The 16,907-nt window shown below is 72.4% G+C and carries 13 protein-coding genes; 3 read left to right on the top strand and 10 right to left on the bottom strand.

The genetic code is table 11. The annotated features are described in order from the left end of the window. Positions 1-145: 145 nt before the first annotated feature. Entirely contained in the window at positions 146-1,522 is a 1,377-nt protein-coding gene (locus OOT42_RS04795) for a TrkH family potassium uptake protein (RefSeq protein WP_273653811.1), read from the top strand. Further along, complete coding sequence (locus OOT42_RS04790) at positions 1,515-2,222, top strand: potassium channel family protein (protein WP_273653810.1); 708 nt, start codon at positions 1,515-1,517, stop codon at positions 2,220-2,222. The genes OOT42_RS04795 and OOT42_RS04790 overlap by 8 nt, the downstream gene beginning before the upstream one ends. A gap of 45 nt (positions 2,223-2,267) precedes the next feature. Here OOT42_RS04790 and OOT42_RS04785 read toward each other — a convergent pair whose 3' ends face one another. The 6 genes from OOT42_RS04785 to OOT42_RS04760 form a co-directional block, all read right to left on the bottom strand. Further along, complete coding sequence (locus tag OOT42_RS04785; protein WP_273653809.1) at positions 2,268-3,839, bottom strand: class I SAM-dependent methyltransferase; 1,572 nt, start codon at positions 3,837-3,839, stop codon at positions 2,268-2,270. 25 nt (positions 3,840-3,864) lie between these two features. After that, a complete protein-coding gene (locus OOT42_RS04780; protein ID WP_273653808.1) occupies positions 3,865-4,791 on the bottom strand; it encodes a fructosamine kinase family protein in 927 nt (308 codons plus the stop codon). 140 nt (positions 4,792-4,931) lie between these two features. Continuing rightward, on the bottom strand, positions 4,932-5,960 hold the full coding sequence (gene yjfF / locus OOT42_RS04775; protein ID WP_273653807.1) for a galactofuranose ABC transporter, permease protein YjfF: 1,029 nt from the start codon (positions 5,958-5,960) through the stop codon (positions 4,932-4,934). Then, a complete protein-coding gene (locus OOT42_RS04770) occupies positions 5,960-6,997 on the bottom strand; it encodes an ABC transporter permease (RefSeq protein WP_273653806.1) in 1,038 nt (345 codons plus the stop codon). Before OOT42_RS04770 ends, yjfF begins: the two co-directional genes overlap by 1 nt. Then, a complete protein-coding gene (locus tag OOT42_RS04765; protein WP_273653805.1) occupies positions 6,994-8,628 on the bottom strand; it encodes a sugar ABC transporter ATP-binding protein in 1,635 nt (544 codons plus the stop codon). The genes OOT42_RS04770 and OOT42_RS04765 overlap by 4 nt, the downstream gene beginning before the upstream one ends. 106 nt (positions 8,629-8,734) lie before the next feature. Further along, positions 8,735-9,742 carry an ABC transporter substrate-binding protein gene (locus tag OOT42_RS04760; RefSeq protein ID WP_273653804.1) on the bottom strand — a complete coding sequence of 336 codons (1,008 nt, stop codon included), beginning with the start codon at positions 9,740-9,742 and terminating at the stop codon, positions 8,735-8,737. A gap of 454 nt (positions 9,743-10,196) precedes the next feature. Between OOT42_RS04760 and OOT42_RS04755 the strand changes: the two genes are divergently transcribed. Then, positions 10,197-10,718 (top strand): hypothetical protein, encoded by a 522-nt coding sequence (locus OOT42_RS04755; protein WP_273653803.1) that lies wholly within the window; start codon positions 10,197-10,199, stop codon positions 10,716-10,718. 11 nt (positions 10,719-10,729) lie between these two features. Here OOT42_RS04755 and OOT42_RS04750 read toward each other — a convergent pair whose 3' ends face one another. The 4 genes from OOT42_RS04750 to OOT42_RS04735 all read right to left on the bottom strand — a co-directional run bounded on the left by OOT42_RS04750 (position 10,730) and on the right by OOT42_RS04735 (position 16,906). Then, positions 10,730-12,745 carry a beta-galactosidase gene (locus tag OOT42_RS04750; protein ID WP_273653802.1) on the bottom strand — a complete coding sequence of 672 codons (2,016 nt, stop codon included), beginning with the start codon at positions 12,743-12,745 and terminating at the stop codon, positions 10,730-10,732. Continuing rightward, on the bottom strand, positions 12,742-14,937 hold the full coding sequence (locus OOT42_RS04745; RefSeq protein ID WP_273653801.1) for a beta-galactosidase: 2,196 nt from the start codon (positions 14,935-14,937) through the stop codon (positions 12,742-12,744). The genes OOT42_RS04750 and OOT42_RS04745 overlap by 4 nt, the downstream gene beginning before the upstream one ends. A gap of 74 nt (positions 14,938-15,011) precedes the next feature. Next, on the bottom strand, positions 15,012-15,959 hold the full coding sequence (locus OOT42_RS04740; RefSeq protein WP_273653800.1) for a carbohydrate ABC transporter permease: 948 nt from the start codon (positions 15,957-15,959) through the stop codon (positions 15,012-15,014). Further along, on the bottom strand, positions 15,956-16,906 hold the full coding sequence (locus tag OOT42_RS04735; protein ID WP_273653799.1) for a carbohydrate ABC transporter permease: 951 nt from the start codon (positions 16,904-16,906) through the stop codon (positions 15,956-15,958). The genes OOT42_RS04740 and OOT42_RS04735 overlap by 4 nt, the downstream gene beginning before the upstream one ends. Position 16,907 lies beyond the last annotated feature (1 nt).

Here is a 16,907-nt window from a genome sequence, read left to right as displayed (position 1 = left end):
TGTCGATCCGACCCGCCACGTCCCCCGAGCGGGGTGCACCGGCGGACGACACCACCCTCCCGGACGGGCACGTGTCGAGGTGCGGCGTCGGGCGTGCCAGAGTTGGCCCGTCCGGCAGGCGCCGGTGGCACGAGGTGGAGGTGCGATGGCGCGGGGCGGCCCGGGCGTGAGATGGCACGCGCGCGAGCTCGTCGACCGCGCCGCCCGTCAGTCCCCGGCCCGGCTCGCGCTCGGCGTGTTCGGCTCCGTGATCGCCCTCATCACGCTGCTGCTGCTCGCGCCGTGGGCCACCGTGTCCGGCGAGCCGGCGCCGTTCGTCGACGCGCTCTTCACCGCGACGTCCGCCACGACCGTGACCGGTCTCGTCGTGGTGCCGACCGGCGAGTACTGGTCGACGTGGGGGCTCGTCGTCATCCTCGTCGCGATCAAGATCGGCGGCCTGGGCGTCATGACGCTCGCGTCGCTGCTCGGGCTCGCCGTGAGCCGGCGCCTCGGGCTCACGCAGCGGCTGCTCGTGTCCTCGGAGACCAAGTTCACGCGGCTCGGCGAGGTCGGCTCGCTGGTCAACACGGTCATCATCACGTCGACCGCGTTCGAGGTCGCGATCGCGCTGATCCTGCTCCCCCGCTTCCACATGTACGAGGAGGACTGGGGCGAGGCCGCGTGGCACTCGATCTTCTACGGCATCTCGTCGTTCAACAACGCCGGGTTCGTGCCCACCCCCGAGGGGCTCAACCCCTACGTGTCGGACTGGTGGGTGCTCATGCCGATCATCGTCGGCGTGTTCGTCGGGTCCCTCGGGTTCCCCGTGATCCTCAACATCATCGGGCACCTGCGCGAGCCCCGGCGCTGGAACCTGCACTCCAAGCTGACGATCACGACGTCGCTCGCGCTCGTCGTCGCCGGGTCCGTCCTCGTCGCCGCGTTCGAGTGGACGAACCCGGAGACGTTCAAGCCGCTCGACTGGGCCGGCACGTTCCTCGCGTCGCTGTTCGCCGGTGTCATGCCGCGGTCGGGCGGGTTCTCGACGGTCGACGTCGGGCAGATGCACGAGGGCACCTGGCTCCTCATGGACGCCCTCATGTTCGCCGGTGGCGGCTCCGCGTCGACCGCGGGCGGCATCAAGGTGACGACGCTCGCGGTCATGCTGCTCGCGATCGTCGCCGAGGCGCGCGGCGACCGGGACGTCGAGGCGTTCGGCCGGCGCATCCCCCGCGAGGCGCTGCAGGTCGCGATCGCCGTCTCGCTCGTGTCCGCGACGTTCGTCCTCATCTCGTCGCTGCTGCTGCTCGCGATGACCGGCGAGACCCTCGACGTCGTCCTGTTCGAGGTCATCTCCGCGTTCGCGACGTGCGGTCTGTCGACCGGTCTGACGCCCCACCTGCCCGACTCGGGGAAGTACGTCCTCACCGTGCTCATGTTCATCGGCCGGACCGGCACGATGACGCTTGCGGCAGCCCTCGCGCTGCGCAACCGTCGTCGGGTGATCCGGCTACCGGAAGAGAGGCCGATCATTGGCTGAGAAGCTGCGCGACACGTCGACCACCACGCGCAACGCGCCCCGCACCCCCAAGAAGGACGCGGGCGTGCTCGTCATCGGGCTCGGCCGGTTCGGGTCCGCGATCGCCGCGACCCTCGACCGGCTCGGGCAGGACGTGCTCGCCGTCGAGAGGGACCCCGAGCTCGTCGCCCAGTGGGCCGGCCGCGTCGCGCTCGTCGAGGCCGACGCGACCAACCCCGAGGCGCTCGAGCAGCTCGGCGCGCGCGAGTTCCCCGTCGCGGTCGTCGGCGTCGGGTCCTACATCGAGGCGTCCGTGCTCATCGCCGGGAACCTCGTCGACATGGGGATCCCGCAGATCTGGGCCAAGGCGATCTCCGCCGAGCACGCGCGCATCCTCCAGCGCATCGGCGCGCACCACGTGATCCTCCCCGAGGCCGACGCCGGGTCGCGTGTCGCGCACCTCGTGTCCGGGAAGCTGCTCGACTACATCGAGGTCGAGGACGGGTTCACGGTCGTGAAGATGCGCCCGCCGAAGGAGACGCAGGGGTTCACGCTCGCGCAGTCGAACATCCGCGAGCGCTACGGCGTCACCGTCATCGGCGTGAAGAGCCCCGGCATCGACTTCGTCTACGCGACGCCCGAGACCCGCATCTCGCAGAACGACATCATCATCGTGTCGGGCCACGCCGAGCTCCTGGAGCGCTTCGCGGCCCGCCCCTAGGACCTCGCGTGACCCGCGGTGAGCCGGACCTCGCGTCGGTGCCGGTCAGCGGGGCTTGCGGGCGACCATCAGGAGGTGCGTGACCGGCCACGGGACCGGGTCGCCCGTCGCCGGGTCACGCAGCGCCGCCCCCACGGACAGGCGGTTCTCGACGAGCCAGTCGTTGGTCCACGGCGCGGAGCCGACGGCGACCTCGAAGCCGACGTCGGTGAGCAGGTCGACCCAGTCGGACCACGCCATGTCGCAGAACCGCTCGTGGCACTCCGACAGCCAGGAGTCGACGTAGTCGCGCGTCGTGAGGAACTCCATCGCCCCGCGCAGGGGAAGCGTGACCGTGGCCCGCGGGCCGCTCAGGTCGGTCGACTTCACCGCGAGGTCGGCACCCGACAGGGCCGGGAAGTCGTGCGCGAACTGCACGAAGCGCTCCGCGGGCGTGAGCGCCTCGACGTGGTCGTGCACCTGCGTGCGCGCCAGCCCGGACAGGTCCGCGGCGACGGCACGGTCGGGGCGCACGGGGCCGTCGAGCACCAGGTCGACGAGCCGGTCGCCGTCGTCCGGGCCGAGCACGTCGCTGTTGATCCACACGCCGCCCGGAGCGGTGTGCCGGAAGATCCGCTCGGCGAGAAGCCGCAGGTCGGCGACGCCGTCGCCGTACGACGCGATCTCGTGCGTGAGCGCGATCGTCGTCGTGGTGTTGACCGACGCCTCCGGGAACACGGACGAGCGCAGCAGGTTGCGCTGCGCGAAGAACACGTTGGGGTTCGCGAACACGCCCTGCGCCTTGCGATGCTCCGCCTCCGCGACGAGGTGGCGGGACACGTCGACGCCGTACAGGTCGGACTCGACGAGGCGGGGGTCGCGGGCGGCGCGCTCCAGCAGGCCGCCGGCGGCGCAGCCGAGGTCGACGACCCGGCCGGGCACGACGTGCGGCGCGACCTGCGCCCACTTGCGGTCGGACGCGTCGTCGAACGCCGCGGTGTACGTCCGGTAGTCGCGCGTCTCGGTCAGGTCCCCCTCGGAGCCGACCGTCGGGTCGGTGTGCACCAGGCGGATCTGGTCGACGAGCCGGTAGCGGTCGTAGAACGCGACGGTCTGCGCGTGCGCGAGGTCGCGCCACGACGCGTCGCCCGCGACGAGGAGCTCGAGCACGTCCCAGGGCCGCGGCGGCGCGGGCGTGGCACCGGCCTCGACCGGGGCGATCCGGAATCCCGCGCTCGCGTACAGCGCGGCGACCTCGGGCGTCGAGCACGCGACCACGGTGTCCTGCGGCGTGAGGCGGCGGGACGTGCTGAGCTCGACCGACGCGAGGACCGTCGTGGCGAAGCGGTCCGAGGGCGGGACGTCCGCCACCGGGGCGACGACCGAGGGCAGGTCGGCGGCGACGCTCACGCGCTCGACGAGGGACTCGCGGCGGTGCGCGGGCAGCGGGTTGCGACGCGTGCCGGTGTGCGTCGCCGAGGTCACGGCCCACACGACCTCGGCGTCCGGCGCCACGTCGATCGGGCGGCCCGCGTCGTCGACCTCGTCGCCGGACAGGAGCGAGCGCAGGTAGTCGACCTGGAAGCGCGTGACGAGGTGGTGGCGTCCGGGGAACAGGACGTACGAGACCGGGGGCATGGTTCTCCGGGGTCGGGCGGGACGGTCAGGGGGCGGCGGGCGCGTCGGCCGGGGCGGGCGCGACGCGGGACGGCAGGCGGCGGCGGTACGGGGCGAGGAGCGCACGGACGCGCTCGGCGGCGCCCCAGTCGTGGTCGAACATCGCGACCAGCGCGAGCTCCTGCCGCAGGAACAGCAGCGGCATGCGGTCCTTCCAGCCGGCGTCGAGGCCGACGACCTCGGCGTAGACGTCGAAGAACCGGTCGGACTCCGGCGGGCGGGGCTCGCTCCACAGCATCGCGACGTCGACCTCGGCCCAGGTCATCGACACCGCGGGGTCGATCAGCGCGGGCGCGCCGTCGGGCGTCGCGATGACGTTGGCCGACCAGAGGTCGCCGTGGGTCAGGCACGGCGGCGCGGGCGGCAGCAGCTCGGGAAGGCGGTCGCACAGGAGCTCGAGCGCGCGGCGGTCCTGCTCGTCGAACGCGGCCTGCACGCGCGGCTCGGGCAGCCACCGAAGGAGGCGTCGTCGGGCGAAGAACTCGAACCCGTCGTCCTCCCACGTGTTGTCCTGCCGCATGCGGCCGAGGAAGTTGTCGCGGTGCCAGCCGAACCGGTCGCCCGTCGTGGACGTGTGCAGGTGGGCGACCGCGTGCGCGAGCCGCTCCCAGAGGTCGGGCGTGTCGACGCGCGGCGCGAGGGCCTCGAGGACCAGCAGGTCCGCGCCGGCGTGCAGGACGTCCGGCGTCCGCAGCCCGCCGCGCTCGCGCAGGACGCGCAGGCCCTCCGCCTCGGCGTCGAACATGCCGTCGCCGCCCGCGGTCTCGAGCGTCTTGGCGAACACGGGAGTCCCCGACGTGCGCTGCGCGAGACCGGCGACGGCGATCAGCCCGCCGTCGAGCAGGGTGACGTCGGTGACGTCGTCGTAGCCCGCGCTCACGAGGCGCTGGGCGATGAGGTCGGTCCCGGGCATGGTCGCGAGGGTAGCGACCGGCGCCGACGTGCCGGCAGCGCCGTCTCAGCGGCGCGCAGGACCGGCGCTGCCGGACCGGCGCCGGGGGCAGGCCGGTGGTCCGCGGCGGTGCGCCCCGCCGCGGACCACCGGCCGCCGCGTCAGGTGCGCCGCAGCGCGAGCAGGCGCTGGAGGACGACGAAGACGAGCAGCAGCCCGCCGATGACGATCTTCGTCCACCACGACGAGAGCGTGCCCTCGAAGGTGATGGCCGTCTGGATGAGCCCGAGCACGAGCACGCCCAGCACGGACCCGAGCACGAAGCCCGACCCGCCGGTGAGCAGCGTGCCGCCGATGACGACCGCCGCGATCGCGTCGAGCTCCATCCCGACGCCCGTGAGCGCGTAGCCGGACCGGGAGAAGATCGCGAACAGCAGCCCGCCGAGACCCGCGCACGTGCCGCTGATGACGTAGACGAGCACCTTGGTGCGCGCGACGGGCAGACCCATGAGCCGCGCCGACTGCTCGCCGCCGCCGATCGCGTACACCGTGCGACCGAACCGCGTGTAGTGCAGCAGCACGAACGCGACCGCCACGACGACCAGCGCGATGAGCCCGGACGGCGTGAGGACGAAGCCGTCCTCGGGGCCCCAGCGCGTGCGGGCGAGCGCGACGATCGTCGGGTCCGCGATCGGGATCGACTCGGGCGCGACGAGGTAGCACAGGCCGCGCGCGAGGAACATCGCGGCGAGCGTCGCGATGAAGGGTTGGATCTCGAACACGTGCACCATGACGCCGACCGCGAGCCCGATGAGCGTGCCCGTGAGGATCGCCGCGGGGATCGCGACCACCGCGTCCCAGCCGTTGGTGAGCATCCAGGCGGCGACGATGCTCGACAGCGCGACGACCGCCCCGACGGACAGGTCGATGCCGCCCGTGAGGATGACGAACGTCATGCCGACCGCGAGGACGACCAGGAACGAGTTGTTGATGAGCAGGTTCGCCATGACCCGCCCGGTGAGGAAGTTGTCGTAGCGCGAGCCCGCGACGACGAGCATGACGACGAGCACGACGACGGTGCCGATGACCGGCAGGTACCGGTCGTCGAGCCGCCAGCGCCGGGTCGTGGGCGCCTCGCCCGGGTCGGTCGTGCGGCCGCGGAGACGGCGGGTGAGCTGGTCGGTGGACATCACGCCGGCACCTCCACCGGGACGGAGGCCGTACGACGTCGGCGGGCACGCATCCGGTGCTGCACGACCGGGGACTGCAGCAGGCAGACCGCGATGACGACGAGGGCCTTGAACAGCGACACCGCGTTGGCCGGGATGCCGAGGATGGTGATGGACAGGGTGAGCGTCGTGATGACGAGCGTCCCGACGAGCGTGCCCGTGAGCGAGAACTTCCCGCCCGCGAGCGACGTGCCGCCGATGACCACCGCGAGGATCGCGTCGAGCTCGATGAACAGGCCGATGTTGTTCGCGTCGGCGGCCATCGTGTCGGCGGACCGGATGAACCCGGCCAGGCACGCGAACAGCGCGCAGACGACGTAGACCGTCCAGATGATCGTCCGGGCGCGCACGCCCGCGAGCCGCGAGGCCGACGGGTTGATGCCGACCGACTCGATGAGCACGCCGAGCGCCGTGCGGCGCGTGACGAGGGCGGTCGCCGCGAAGACGACGCCCGCGATGATCGCCGCGACGGGCAGCGAGAGCCAGTAGCCCGACGCGAGCGTCTTGTACGGCTGGCTCGTGACCGTCGTGATGTTGCCGCCCGTGATGAGCATCGCGATGCCGCGGCCGGCCGTCATGAGCACGAGCGTCGCGATGATCGGTTGGATGCCCACCACGGCCACCAGGAACCCGTTGAACAGGCCGATGAGCAGCGCGATCACGAGCGCCGTGCCGATCGCGGCGGCCACCGTCGCGACCGAGCCGGGGTCGGGCGACGCCGCGATCTGCGTGAGCGCGACGGCCCCCGCGATCGCCATGACCGCGCCGACGGACAGGTCGATGCCCCGCGTCGCGATCACGAGCGTCATGCCCAGCGCGACGAGCAGCAGGACGCTGCTGCGGCGCAGGATGTCGACGGGCCCCCCGAAGAGGTGACCGTCGCGGACGGTGATGTCGAGGAACGTCGGCGACTTGAGCGTGCTCGCGACGACCAGGACGACGAGCGCGACGATCGGCCAGAACAGCCGGTGCCGCACGACGGACTGCACGACGCTCATGCGCGGTCCCCCTTCGTGAAGAGCTGGACGTCCTCGGTGCTCGTCTCCGGGGGGCCGTCGTCGGGCGGCTCGGTGGCGCTGCCGCTCGCGATGAGGTCGACGACGTCGTCGGTCGTGACGTCGTCGGTGTTGACGAGCTCGGCGACCTTGCGCCGGTCGCGCAGGACCGCGATCCGGTGCGACAGGCGCAGCACCTCCTCGAGCTCGGCGGAGATGAACACGACCGCCATGCCCTGGGACGCGAGGTCGGCGACGAGCCGCTGGATCTCAGCCTTCGCGCCGACGTCGATGCCGCGCGTCGGCTCGTCGAGCAGCAGGAGCCTCGGCTGCGTGGCGAGCCACCGGGCCAGCAGCACCTTCTGCTGGTTGCCGCCGGACAGGTTGCCCGCGAGCGCGTCCGGGTTGGCGGGCCGGATGCCGAGCGCCTCGACGTACCGGTCGACGACCTCGTCGGCCTTCTTCTTGGGCACGCGCCGGACCCAGCCGCGCTGGGCCTGGATGCCGAGGACGATGTTCTCGCGCACCGTGAGGTCGGCGATGATCCCCTCGGTCTTGCGGCTCTCGGACGAGTAGACGATCTTGCGGGCGAGCGCCGCGCGCGGGGTGCGCAGCCGGGCGGGGCGGTCCTCGACGCGCAGCTCGCCGCGGTCGGCGTGGTCGGCGCCGTACAGCAGCCGCGCGAGCTCGGTGCGGCCGGACCCGAGCAGCCCCGCGAGGCCGACGACCTCGCCCGCGTACACGTCGAGGTCGAACGGCTCGATCGACCCCTTGCGGCCCAGGCCGATCGCCTGGAGGTACGGGCGGGTGTCGTCACGCGCCGCGATCACGGGCTTGGGCGACTCCTCGAGCCGCTCGAGCACCTCGAGCGACCGGCCGATCATCTTCTGCACGAGCTCGACGCGCGGCAGGTCGGCCGTGCGGTACTCCCCGACGAGCGTGCCGTTGCGCAGGACCGTCATGCGGTCGGACAGCGCGTACACCTGCTCGAGGAAGTGCGAGACGAACAGGATCGCGACGCCGCGGTCGCGCAGCGCGCGCACGACGTCGAACAGCCGGGCGACCTCGTCGGCGTCGAGGCTCGACGTCGGCTCGTCGAGGATGAGGACGCGCGCGTCGACGACCATCGCCCGCGAGATCGCGACGAGCTGCTGCACCGCGAGCGAGTGGGACGAGAGCTGCGAGCGCGGGTCGACGTCGAGGTTGAGCGTGGCGAGGTGCTTGCGCGCCTCGCGGCGCGTCGCGGGCCAGTCGACGACGCCGAACCGGCGGACCTCGTGGCCGAGCATGATGTTCTCCGCGACCGAGAGGTTCTCGCAGAGGTTCACCTCTTGGTACACGGTGCTGATGCCCGCGGCCTGCGCCTGCGCCGGCCCGGTGAACGTCACCGGCTCGCCGTCGACGAGGACGGTGCCCGCGTCGACCTGGTACACGCCGGTGAGCGCCTTGATGAGCGTGGACTTGCCGGCGCCGTTCTCGCCCATGAGGGCGTGCACCTCGCCGGGGAACAGCCGGAAGTCCACGCCGTCGAGCGCCTTGACGCCCGGGAAGCCGATGGAGATCCCTGTCATCGTCACGACCGGGCGCGGCGCGTCGAGCGTCGCGGTGGCGGTCGCCGTCTGGGTGTCGGTCATCGTCGACCTCTCTACCTGCCGGTTGCGTCTTCACGGTACCGGCGTGCGGCACCCGCTCCCGGGGCACGGGCAGGGCCGTGTCCCGGGAGCGGGCGGTGGACGTCCGTCAGTACTTGCGGTCGGCCAGCACCGCCTTGGCGCCCTCCTGGTCGAACTCCTCGTCCTTCGTGACGATGCGCTTCTCGACCGTGCCGCCCGAGTCGAGCGTCTTGATGATCTCGGCGAGGTCGGGGCCGAGCAGCGGGTTGCACTCGACGATGTACGTGATCTTGCCCTCGGCGAGCGCCGTCATGCCGTCCTTGACGCCGTCGATCGTCACGACCTTGATGTCCTGGCCCGGGACCTTGCCCGCGGCCTCGATCGCCTCGATCGCCCCGAGGCCCATGTCGTCGTTGTGCGCGTAGACGACGTCGATGTCCGGGTACGCCTGGAGGAAGCCCTCCATGACCGTCTTGCCCTCGGCGCGCGTGAAGTTGCCGGTCTGCGAGGCGATGATCTCGACGTTCGGGTTGTCCGCCGTGGCCTCCTCGAAGCCGGTCTTGCGGTCGATCGCCGGCGCCGAGCCCGTCGTGCCCTGGAGCTCGACGACCTTGATCGGCTCGGTCGCGAGGGTGTCGGACACGTACTTGCCGATCCGGCGCCCCTCCTCGACGAAGTCGGACCCGATGAACGTCACGTAGAGCGACTCGTCCTCGGTGTCGACGGCGCGGTCCGTGAGGATCACGGGGATGTTCGCGGTCTTGGCCTCCTCGAGCACGGCGTCCCAGCCGGACTCGACGACGGGCGAGAACGCGATGTAGTCGACACCCTGCGCGATGTAGGAGCGGATCGCCTGGATCTGGTTCTCCTGCTTCTGCTGGGCGTCGGAGAACTTGAGGTCGAAGCCCTCCTCCTTCGTCAGCGCGTCCTTGATGGACGTCGTGTTGGCGGTGCGCCACCCGGACTCGGCACCGACCTGGGCGAAGCCGACGGAGATGAGGTCGCCCCCACCGTCGCCGCCTGCGGTCTCGTCGCCGCCGCTGTCACCGTCGCCGCCGGCGCAGGCCGACAGGCCGAGCACCAGGGCGGCGAGCCCGGCCGTGATCGCGCGCTTGTGGAACGTCGTGCTGGCCATGCTTCTCCTCCTCGAGAAACCCACCTCACCCCCGGTCCGGCCGACGCTGGCCGGACCGCGGTCGTGCACGCCCGGCACTGCCGGGCGGGGCGGCGTGCACCCCTCGGTGCGAACCGGACCCCTCGGTCAAGCGCGATGTTAGCGTTCACATCGGGCACGTGGGGCACCCCTTTTGTTGCGATCCGGTCACGTCCGAACCGATCGTGGGCGACGGTCGGCCACACCGATGCCCTGAGATCGTCGAGCAGGGCCCTCACGGGCGATCGCCCGTGAGGGTGGACACTCGCCCGCAACCGCGAAGTCTGCAGCGCTGCCCCGCTCATCAACGGCCCGGTCCTCGACACCCTCGACCGGACGAGGTCCGGATGAGCGCGGCGCAGACCCTGCACCCGAACGCGGACGGCAACGTCGCCTATGGTCAGGCGATGACGCACACGCTCAGCGCGACCACGCCGTGACCGCGGTGGTGGCCGACGACGCGGCCGCCGGCTCGCGTCGTCGGCGCAGTCGACGCTCGCTGATCGCCGTGGCGGTCGGCGTCGTCGTGTGCGTCGTCGGAGGCCTGCTCGCCTGGCGGACGGTCCACGACGAACGCCCGGACACGCTGGAGGCGTCCGCCCGCCGCGACGCGCTCGCCCAGGCGGACGCCCGCCTTCGCGAGCTGACGGGTGCGGCTGCACGGGCGCGCGACCAGCCCGACGCCGAGTTCGAGGCAGCCATGCTGACGCTGGTCGACCGCGGCCGCGAGGACGAAGTGAGCGGGTCCGGCGACGGGCGCGTCGCGTGGCGCACCCACGTCGTCGGCCAGGAGGTCGAGGTCCTCGCCGGGTGGCTGTCGAACGTCGAGTACGTGGTCATCTGCCTGGAGGTGACCGCGGACCGGCACGCGTCCCCGCTCGTCCGCATGGAGGACTCCGCATGCCCCACCGGCGTGAAGGAGGTCGGTGCCGACGCTGACCTCGTGCCGTCCGGCTGATCGGAGCGAGGTCACCGCGCCTGCCGCAGGACGACCGCGCCGCGCGCCGGCACGATCGCGCCCGCCGTCCGTTCGCCGCCCGCCACGAGGTCCTTCCCTGGCGCGTCGACACGCACGTCGGCGTCGGTGTGGTTGATCGCGAACAGCCACGCCGCGTCGGCGCCGACGCGCCGGACCACCTCGACACCCGCGGGCAGGTCGCGGACCAGCGGCTCGACACCTGCGGCGCCGAGCACCCTGTCGAGCAGCGCCGACGTCGACGCCGGGTCGAGGCGGGTCGCGACGTACCAGGCGGCGCCGTCGCCCACGTCGCGCCGCGTGATCGCCGGGAACCCGGCCGACGGCCCGTCGGCGAACGACGCCACGACCGTCGCGTCGGGCACGGTCATGCGCTCGGACCACACCTCGCCGACGGACCCGTCGTCGAGCGTGACGTGCGCCCCCTCCGCGAGCGGTGCGAACTCCTCGCCGCGCACGCCCAGGAGGTCCCGGAACGCGCCCGGGTAGCCGCCGAGCAGCACGCGGTCGTGCTCGTCGACGATGCCCGAGAAGTAGGTCACGACGACCTGGCCGCCGCGGGCAGCGACCGCCTCCAGCCGCTCCGACAGCCCGTCCGGCGCCAGGTAGAGCGTCGGCACGAGGACGACGTCGTACCCGTCGAGCCCGTTCTGGGCAGCCGTCGTCGCGGGCAGGACGTCGACGGGGACGGCCGCGTCGAGCAGCGCGCGGTGCAGGCGCCGCGCCTGGTCGAGGTAGCGGACGTCGACGGTCGGGTGCGCCTCCAGCTCGGACGCCCACCACGCCTGCGTGTCCCACAGCAGGGCGACGCGCGCCTTCTCGACGACGCTCCCCCGCACCTCCGCGAGCCGGCCGAGCGTGGCGCCCAGGTCGACGACGTCGCGGAACAGCGCCGAGTCGCGGCCGGCGTGCGGCACCATCCCGGAGTGGTACTTCTCGGCGCCTGCGCGGGACTGCCGCCACTGGAAGAACAGCGCGCCGTCGGCGCCGCGTGCGACGTGCTGCAACGAGTTCCGCAGCAGCTGGCCGGGGTTCTTCGCGAGGTTGCGGGGCTGCCAGTTCACCGCGCTCGTCGAGTGCTCCATGACGAGCCACGGCTCACCCCCGGCGAGCCCGCGCACGCGGTCGGCGCTGAACGCGAGCTCCGCCCAGCCGTCCGGGTCGGCCGCCCACAGGTAGTGGTCGTTCGAGACCAGGTCGACCAGCGGTGTCGTGGCCGCGTAGTCGAGCTGGTGGAACTCGCCCATCACCATGTAGTTGGTCGTGACCGGCAGGTGCGGCGTGACCTCGCGCAGGACGGCGGCCTCCGCGGCGAGGTGGTCGACGAACGCGTCGGACGAGAACCGCTCGAAGTCGAGCCGCTGCCCCGGGTTCGGGATCGTCGTCGTGCGCCGCGGCGGGAGCACCTGGTCGAACGACGCGTACCGCTGACCCCAGAACGCCGTGCCCCACGCCGCGTTGAGCGCGTCGACGTCGTCGGAGTAGCGCGTGCGCAGCCAGTCGCGGAACGCGGCCGCGGACACGTCGCAGTAGCAGCGCCCGTTGTGGCACGCGAGCTCGTTCGACACGTGCCACATCCGCACCGCGGGGTGCTGCCCGTACCGCTCGGCCAGCACGCGCGCGATCCGCAGCGCGTGCTCGCGCAGCACCGGGCTGCTCGGGCACCACGACTCGCGGCTCCCCTGCGTGTAGCGCAGGCCGTCCGCGTCGACCGGCAGCATCTCCGGGTGCTTCAGATGGAGCCACACCGGCGGTGCCGCGCTGGGCGTCGCGAGGTCGACCCCGATGCCGTTCTCGTGCAGCAGGTCGAGCACGCGGTCCAGCCACTCGAACCGGTAGACCCCCTCCTCGGGCTCGAGCTCGCCCCAGGAGAAGATCCCGACGGACACGAGGTTGACCCCCGCCTCGCGCATGAGCGCGACGTCCTCGTGCCAGACCGCCTCGGGCCACTGCTCCGGGTTGTAGTCGCCGCCGAACGCGAGGCCGTCGGTGGGCCAGCGCGCGCTCATCGGGTCACCGCCACGAGCACGTCCCACGCACCGAGCGTCACGGTGGCGCCCGCGTCGAGCGGGCCTCCTGGCTCGTCGGGCGGGGGCGGGTCGGCGGGGCGGTCGCCGCGCGCGGCGACGAGCACGTCGAGGTCGGCCGGGGCGACGACGTCGACCGCGTCCCACGACCAGTTGTGCAGCACGTGCACGCGCCGGCCGTCGGCCGTCGTCGAGGTGTGCACCGTGACGCTCGGCGGCAGGTCCGACCAGCCGGCGAGCGGCGTCGGCACGAGCCAGCGGGCCAGCGACCGGGCGAACGACGCGCCCGGCACGGTCCCGACGACGGTCACGCGCCCCTCGCCGTACGCGCGCGTCGTGGCGGCGGCCCACGCCCCGTGGTGCGGGTGCACGTACCGCGCGAGCACGTCGGCCTCCCCGTCCCCCGCCGCGGCCGTGAGGTCGCCTTCGGGCGGCGTGCCGGGGGTCAGGGACTCCGCCCACGCCGTCGCCGTCGCGTCGTCGTCCAGGGTCAGCGGGGAGCCGGGGGCGGCGACGACCGGGACCGGCGTCGGGAGGTTGGCGATCTCGTCGTACCAGGCGCCCGCGGCCTCCGACAGGCCGCCGGGCTGGACGGTCGCCCGGGCGCGCGCCTCGGTGTCGGCGTAGCCGGTGCGCGGCCCGACGACGAGGTGCCCGCCCGCGCGGGCGTACCGCCGCAGCCAGTCGAGCTCGTCGTCGGACGCGGCGTAGAACCCGGCGGCGACGAGCACCGGGAGACGCGCGGCGACGGCCGCCGGGTCCTCCGTGCCCAGGTGCTGCGGTCGCACGACGCGCACCTGCAGGCCCGCGTCGAACGCGCCCCGGTAGAACGACGCCACGATCCGCGGGTACGACAGCGGGTCGCCCTCACCGGACGCCGTCTGCAGCGGGGGCTGGCCCGCGAGCGCCCAGCGGCTCGCGCCGTGGTGCCAGATCGCTAGGTCGGCGTCGGGCGTCGCGTCGGCGAGCAGCCCGCCGACGCGTCCGAGCTCCGCCCCGAGCACGGCCAGCTCGCGGTACGCCCGGCCGGGCACGCCGCTGTGCGGCAGCACGCCGCCCCAGTACGTCTCGGCGCCGTAGTGGAGCGTGCGCCAGTGCCAGTACTCGACCATGCGCGCGCCGCGGGTCACGAGCGCCCACGCGGCCTGCCGCCACTGCCCCGGGTAGGCGGGCAGGTTGGTCGACGGGCCGCCGATGGCCTGCGCATCGGTCTCGGTGACGAGAAACGGCTCGTCGCGCGAGGACCACATGACGTCGGCTACCTGGAACAGCGCCCACGTCCCCGTCGCGGTCCACGACTGCGGCACGACCGCCGCCGACGGGTGCGCGAGGCCGTCCTGCATCGTGTAATACGCGTTGCCGCTGGTCACGTCGAGGACCGACGCGAGGTCGGCGTCCTCCAGGGCGGGCCGCTCGTAGGCGATGCACGTGGTCACCCACTGGTCGGGGCGCGCGAGCGCGCGGACCGCCTGGGCCTGCCAGTCGATCATCTCCGTCGTCAGCGATGCCTGGAACCGCCGCCACGCGAGGTCGTACTGCGGCTGCGCGTTGCCGTCGGGCGTCCACAGGTCCGCCCACGTCGAGAGGCGGTGCGACCAGTAGACGAGGCCCCACTCGCGGTTGAGCGTCTCGACGTCGCCGTACGTGTCCTTCAGGTGGTCGACGAAGCGCTCGAAGATCCCGCGGTTGTGCAGCAGGTGCAGGCCGGGCTCGTTGTCGACCTGGTACCCGACGACGGCCGGGTGGTCGCGGTAGCGCTCGACGATCCGGCGCAGGACGCGCTCGGCGTACCAGCGGAACACCGGGTGCGTGAAGTCGACCTCCTGCCGCGCGCCCCAGCCCATCGGCCGGCCCGTCGCGAACTCCCCCGCGATCTCCGGGTAGCGGCGGACCAGCCACGGCGGCACGGCGTACGTCGGGGTGCCGAGCACGACGTCGATGCCGCGCTCGTGCGCGCCGTCGAGCACCGGCTCGAGCCAGTCGAGGTCGAACCGCCCGTCGGACGGCTCCCAGGTGGACCAGACCGACTCGCCGACGCGGATCACCGTGAACCCGGCGGCGGCCATGAGGTCGAGGTCGCGCTTGAGGTCGCCGGGCGTCGGGTCGGCGCCGGGGCCGTGGTACTCGTGGTAGTACGCGGCGCCGAAGCGGACGCGGTCGTGCTGCACGGACATGAGGTCTCCTCAGCCGGGTGTACCGGTGGATCAGGGGTGCCGCGCCGGCCGGGCGGCAGGAACAGATGGGCGCGTCAGCCCTTGACGGAGCCCGTCGCGAGCCCGGACTGCCAGTACCGCTGCAGGAACAGGAACGCGACGATCAGCGGGATGATCGAGATGAGCGACCCGGTGATCACGCTGGAGAACAGGGGCCGCGAGCCGGATCCGCCCGCGGCGGTGGCCTGCCACTGCGCGAGGCCCACGGTCAGCGGGAACAGGTCCGGGCTGTTGAGCACGATGAGCGGCAGGAAGTAGTTGTTCCACGTCGCCACGAGCGTGAACAGCAGGACCGTCACGAGACCCGGGACCAGCAGCCGCAGCGCGACCTGGAAGAAGATCCGCAGCTCGCCGGCACCGTCGACGCGGGCCGCCTCGATGAGCGTGTCGTCGACCGCGTCGGCCGCGTAGACCCGCATGAGGAACACCCCGAACGGGCTGACGAGCGAGGGCAGGATGACCGCCCACGGCGTGTTCGTCAGGCCGGCCTTGGCGAACAGCAGGTACGTCGGGATCGCCAGGGCCGTCGTCGGGATCATGATCGACCCGAGGATGCCGCTGAAGATCGCGTTGCTGCCGGGGAACCGGTACTTCGCGAACGCGTACCCGGCGGCCGTCGCGAGGAACGCGGCGCCGACGGCGGCGGTGCCCGCGTAGACCACGGTGTTGCGCATCCACAGCAGGTACACGCCGTCCTGCGCCGTGAACACGGCCTGGATGTTCTCCCACAGGGACATCGACTGCGCGAACCACAGCCCGAACGAGGAGAACAGGTCGGCGTTCGACTTGGTCGACGCGACCACCAGCCAGAACAGCGGCAGCAGGAAGTACACCAGGGCGAGCAGCATGAGCACCGTCAGCAGCGGGCTGCGGCGGGGCTGGTCGCTCGAGTACGCGCGGCGGCGACGGCTGCGCGGGGCGGCCGGCTCGGCGGGCCCGGACGCGCGGCGGTCCGCGGGGGTGCTGATCGTCGTCGTGGTCATCGGGCACGCTCCTTGCGCTCCCTGCGCTGCGCCGACAGCTGCACCACGTAGGAGACGATCATGATGACGATGCCCAGCACGAAGGCGATCGCCGCGGCGTAGTTCAGGTCACGGTTGATGAACGAGAGGTTGTACGCGTAGAGGTTCGGTGTGTAGTCGGTGCCGATCACGTTGGGCGCGAGCGACTGCAGCAGGTTCGGCTCGGTGAAGAGCTGGAACGTGCCGATCACGGAGAAGATCAGCGTCAGCAGGAGCGCCGGGCGCACGGCCGGGATCTTGATGCTCCACGCGGTGCGGACCGCGCCGGCCCCGTCGACGGACGCCGCGTCGTACAGCTCCGCGGGGATCGCCCGCAGCGCGGCGTAGATGATGATCATGTTGTAGCCGACGAACTCCCACGTGACGATGTTCATGATCGAGAACAGCATCCAGTCGGCTGACAGGAAGGGCGGCGCCGCGACGCCGACCGCGTCGGCGATCTGCGCGGCAGGCCCGAAGTCGGGGCCGTAGAGGTAGCCCCACATGAGCGCCGCGACGACGCCGGGCACCGCGTACGGCACGAAGATGCCGAGCCGGATGAACCGCTGCAGGTACAGCACGCCCGCGTCGAGCAGGAGCGCGAACAGCAGCGACAGGCCGAGCATGACCGGCACCTGGATGAGCAGGAAGAGCGTCATGCGCCCGACGCCCGACAGGAACGACGGGTCGGACAGCGCGCGGGTGTAGTTCTCGAGCCCGACGAAGGCGGTGCCGCCGACGAGCTGCTCGCGGAACAGGCTGAGGTAGCCCGCGTAGACGAGCGGCGTGACGAGGAACAGGACGAAGATCGCGACGAACGGCGCGATGAGCAGGTACGCGGTGGCGTTCTGCTTGCGGCGCATCGGCGACGAGTGCCGGTGCTTCCGGGGCTGCGCGAGGGTGCGCTCGGGCGTGACGACGTCGGTCATC

It is taken from the genome of Cellulomonas fimi (genome assembly GCF_028583725.1).
Taxonomy (GTDB): Bacteria; Actinomycetota; Actinomycetes; order Actinomycetales; family Cellulomonadaceae; genus Cellulomonas; species Cellulomonas fimi_B.
The sequence above is the reverse complement of the archived record's forward strand: the minus strand, read 5'-3'. Positions and strand labels throughout refer to the sequence as shown.